This window comes from Citrobacter sp. wls718, assembly GCF_005280945.1.
Lineage (GTDB): Bacteria > Pseudomonadota > Gammaproteobacteria > Enterobacterales > Enterobacteriaceae > Citrobacter > Citrobacter gillenii.
In genome coordinates this window covers 1-4,342 of record NZ_SZWV01000089.1, presented here as the reverse complement: position 1 = coordinate 4,342, position 4,342 = coordinate 1, and the positions used below count along the sequence as shown (strand labels likewise).

4 protein-coding genes and 1 pseudogene are annotated in these 4,342 nt (G+C 51.9%); 4 read left to right on the top strand and 1 reads right to left on the bottom strand.

Features of this window, described 5'->3' with window-relative positions; all coding sequences use genetic code 11:
• Positions 1-22: 22 nt before the first annotated feature.
• The 4 genes and pseudogenes from FDW95_RS17065 to FDW95_RS17050 form a co-directional block, all read left to right on the top strand.
• A pseudogene (locus tag FDW95_RS17065) lies at positions 23-614 on the top strand (ATP-binding cassette domain-containing protein); the annotation flags it as partial.
• 2 nt (positions 615-616) lie between these two features.
• Positions 617-1,951 carry an HlyD family type I secretion periplasmic adaptor subunit gene (locus FDW95_RS17060; RefSeq protein WP_115258502.1) on the top strand — a complete coding sequence of 445 codons (1,335 nt, stop codon included), beginning with the start codon at positions 617-619 and terminating at the stop codon, positions 1,949-1,951.
• Between the two features lie 157 nt (positions 1,952-2,108).
• Entirely contained in the window at positions 2,109-2,396 is a 288-nt protein-coding gene (locus FDW95_RS17055; protein WP_096757060.1) for a VF530 family protein, read from the top strand.
• A 12-nt stretch (positions 2,397-2,408) separates the two neighbouring features.
• Positions 2,409-3,776: a glycoside hydrolase family 10 protein gene (locus tag FDW95_RS17050; RefSeq protein ID WP_115258501.1), complete on the top strand. Its 1,368-nt coding sequence runs from the start codon at positions 2,409-2,411 to the stop codon at positions 3,774-3,776.
• Between the two features lie 40 nt (positions 3,777-3,816).
• Here the strand turns inward: FDW95_RS17050 and FDW95_RS17045 are convergent, their stop codons facing one another.
• A complete protein-coding gene (locus FDW95_RS17045) occupies positions 3,817-4,278 on the bottom strand; it encodes a helix-turn-helix domain-containing protein (protein WP_137363555.1) in 462 nt (153 codons plus the stop codon).
• Between the last annotated feature and the right edge of the window lie 64 nt (positions 4,279-4,342).

The following is a 4,342-nucleotide window of genomic DNA, read 5'->3' as shown; positions in this document are numbered from 1 at the left end:
TCAGTAAGTTGGCAGCATCACCCCGTTATCGGGTAAAGTCAGGCTCGACGGCGCGGATATTTGTCAGTGGGATAAAGAACTGCTGGGTCCGTCCATCGGCTACCTTCCGCAGGATGTCGAGCTGTTTGACGGCACAATCGCGCAAAACATTGCCCGTTTTACGAAAAATGACAGTGAACTTATCGTGGCGGCCGCGCTGCTTGCGGGTGTGCACGAGATGATCCTGCGCCTGCCGCAGGGGTATGACACTTTACTGGGTTCAGGTGGATATCAATTATCAGGTGGTCAGCGTCAGCGTATCGGGCTGGCGCGCGGTGTATAACAACCCCGCATTTCTGGTCCTTGATGAGCCAAATGCTAACCTGGATGATGCCGGTGAATTTGCCCTCATCAAGGCGATTAATACCCTCAGAACCCAGGGGCAAACCACCGTAATCATTTCCCATCGCCCCACGCTGCTCGGTGTGGTGAACAAGGTTTTAATGCTCAATGAAGGGGCTATCCAGGAGTTTGGTACCCGTGATCAGGTCTTTACCACGTTACGCCAGGCCAATGTATTAAAACCAGTGGCGACAGCGTCTTCATCCAACAATGAACAAAAACGCGAGGCATGAAGATGAAAAAGAATACAAAAGGTTCTGGAAATCCGGGTTCTTCAGGTGTGGATACCAATATCTGGGCGCCGATTGTTCGGGGAATCGTCGTCATCGTGCTCGGCGTTGGCGGCTTTCTGCTCTGGGCGGTACAAGCGCCGTTGGATGCTGGGGTGGTCGCGGATGGCACGGTGACGGTATCAAGCAACCGGAAAACAATTCAACATCTGAGCGGCGGACGTGTAACGGATATCTTCGTTAAAGAAGGTGACCAGGTCAAAAAAAATCAGGTCCTCGTCCGTCTGGATAAAATGCAGCTCGATATGCGTTTCAGTGCCTTAAACGCGCAGTATATTTCAGCAAAAAGTATTGAAGACCGGCTGATGGCAGAGCGAGACGGCCTGGAGGAGATTGCCTTCAATAGCGCGCTGACTCAGCAATTTTCCGGGAATAAACGTCTGACAGAAGTCAGAAATTTGCAGGCCAAACTCTTTGATACCCGGCGTAAAACGATTCAGGATGAATTGTCGATGATTCAGGAAACGCTTGATGGCCTGATCGGGCAGACAGAAAATCTCAACAAAATAAAAGGTTATCGCGATCATCAGTTCACGCTGATTAACCGCGAGCTCGGCGCAATTCGTGCATTGAGTGAAAAAAACTACTACCCGAAAGCGCAATTACTGGTGCTTGAACGTGAGGCCGCTGAAATCTCCAGCAGTGTATCCGAAGATATTCTGAACATTGCCAAACTCAAATCTCAGCAAAATGAGTTGAAAATCAAAGCATATCAGGCGCGTCATCAATACCTGCGTGAGGTAGAGTCTGAACTGACCGAAAACCAAAAAGAAGTCGCCATGCTGGAAGATGAACTGGTATCTACCCGTCATGAGCTGGATAACACAGAAATTCGCTCCCCCATTAACGGTGTGGTACTGGACGTTAAGGTCAGTACCGTTGGCGGTGTAATTCAGCCGGGCGAACATCTGATGGATATTGTTGCCGCCGGACAACCGATGCAAATCGATGCCAAAATACCGGTACATGCCATTGATAAACTGGCGCCAGGGTTAACCGTGGACGTCCTGTTCCCGGCACTTAACCACGCGTTGCTGCCGTCAGTACCTGCGCATGTGTTAACCGTCTCCGCTGACCGGTTAATTGATGAAGCCACTCAACAGCCTTATTACCTCGCCGAAGTGCAGGTTTCCTCTGAAGGTGCGCGCTTGCTGGGTGATTACAAGATTAAAGCCGGGATGCCCGCCAGCGTAACGATAAAAACCGGCGAGCGGACATTTTTAAGCTACCTGTTTAAACCCTTACTCGCCCGTCTGGAACTGGCGTTTAAAGAATACTGATCGTCAATTCATTACCCTGACAGGAACCCTGGTGCTCATTCGCGAGCATCAGGCCTGTTTATGCCATTGCTGGTCGCCCTGCTTTCTTGTAACCTTCCCCTTCGCAAGCCTACTGCGTGCGTGAATGATTAATTTGCACCCCTGAACTGGACTTCATATGAATGCTCATACTTCGAAAGACCCTTTACACGGCGTAACGCTTGAAATGCAGGTCACTGCGCTGGTTGACCGCTTTGGTTGGGCTGAGCTGAGTCAACTCATCAACATCAACTGTTTTAAAAACGATCCCAGCGTTAAATCCAGTTTAAAATTTCTGCGCCGCACGCCCTGGGCGCGCGCTGAAGTAGAAGCGTTGTATCTTGATTCCCTGAATGATGACGCCCCGGAAAACACCGAGTCACCGGACTTCGATCCCTGGGCTAATAGTCGCGCTAATAAGAAATAAGAGCCCTTTCAGATGTCTGCACCCGGTTTTATTTCAGGTCATTACCAGAAAAAGCTGGCGAATCTCGTCGCCCGTTCTCGCAACATACTGCCGATAACCAACGTGAAATGGTTCGCCGTGCTCGTCGGCAGCATGCTTTTACTCGGCAGTTGCTCTTCCGAGCCGCCGGTGCCGAAAACCTCGCCACAGCCGCCGTTAACCAAACCGCAGCGTAGCCAGGAGCCGATGCGTGGTGTCTGGCTGGCAACGGTTTCGCGCCTGGACTGGCCGCCGATCGCCTCGGTTAACGGCAGTTCGTCCGCCATCCGCATTAGCCAGCAGAAAAAAGCGCTGACGGACAAGCTGGATAATCTTAAGCGTCTTGGGATCAACACCGTGTTTTTCCAGGTCAAGCCAGATGCCACCGCGCTATGGCAATCCAAAATTTTGCCGTGGTCAGATACCCTGACGGGCAAAATTGGTGAAGATCCGGGTTACGATCCGCTGCAGTTTATGCTCGACGAAGCCCATAAGCGTGGGATGAGAGTCCATGCCTGGTTTAATCCGTATCGCGTTTCTGTCAACACCAAACCCGGAACGGTAACGGAATTAAATAATACCTTGTCCCAGAATCCATCCAGCGTCTTTGTTCTGCATCGGGACTGGATCCGCACGGCGGGTGAGCGTTTCGTCCTCGACCCGGGCATTCCTGAAGTCAGGGACTGGGTAACCAGCATCGTGGCGGAAGTGGTTGAGAATTATCCCGTCGACGGCGTGCAGTTTGATGACTACTTCTATACCGAATCACCCGGTTCTGCGCTCAACGACAGTCAGACCTTCAGAAAATATGGTCAAGGATTTGCCTCGAAAGCGGACTGGCGACGCCATAACACAGAAAAGCTCATTGCGCAGGTCTCGCAGACTATCAAGAAACTGAATCCTGAAGTGGAGTTCGGCGTCAGCCCGGCAGGCGTATGGCGTAACCGTTCGCACGACCCGGCGGGTTCCGACACGCGCGGTGCGGCGGCCTATGATGAATCCTATGCAGATACACGCCGCTGGGTTCAACTGGGCCTGCTGGATTACATCGCCCCACAGCTTTACTGGCCTTTTGCCCGGGATGCCGCGCGTTACGATGTGTTGGCAAAATGGTGGGCGAACGTGGTCAAGTCAACCAACACGCGCCTGTATATCGGGGTTGCGCTGTATAAGGTTGGTGAGCCGTCAAGAAAAGAGCCCGACTGGGCGGTTAACGGTGGTGTTCCGGAACTGAAAAAACAGCTCGATATGAACGAGACTGAACCGCACATCAACGGTACGATCCTGTTCAGAGAGGATTACCTCAATCAACCCCAAACCCAGGATGCGGTAACCTATATCCGCAACCGCTGGGGGCAGTAATGTTGCCACTGTCCGCCGCTATGGCATCAAGCGGCGGATGTTAGTCGATACAGATGCACACCAGATGACCGCGCTGAAGCTGGATTGCCCCCTGCCGTTTGAGTCTGGCAAGGGTATCCATAACCGTGCTACGCGAAAGTCCGGTACGATCCCGAATGTATTGTGCTGCAGAGATCCTTTGTCTGATCTCCTCAGGTTCTTGTTGCAGCAGTTCGAGGTGTCCCCAGACCATATCTGTGGCACTCCGGCTGGTGATAAGGCGATCGCGTTGGCTCATTACCTGGATAATGTAGGCTTCAACGACCGCTACCGACTCCCATAACTGATCGCGATTCACGACCGTCATAAAATCTGTTTTCTTGATAACGTGTGTCGTACAAGGACTGACGGCCTCAATATCATAAAAATTTTGCCCGGTAGGAAGAAAAAACTCTGCCATTCCCAGCATTATCGGCGCCTGCTGGCTTGCCAGAATAAGACCATCAATGCGACGTCTTATCACGATTCTCCCCTCTGTCAGCAGCCAAATTCCGTTCTCTCCCTGGGTGATGCTGCCAACTTACTGA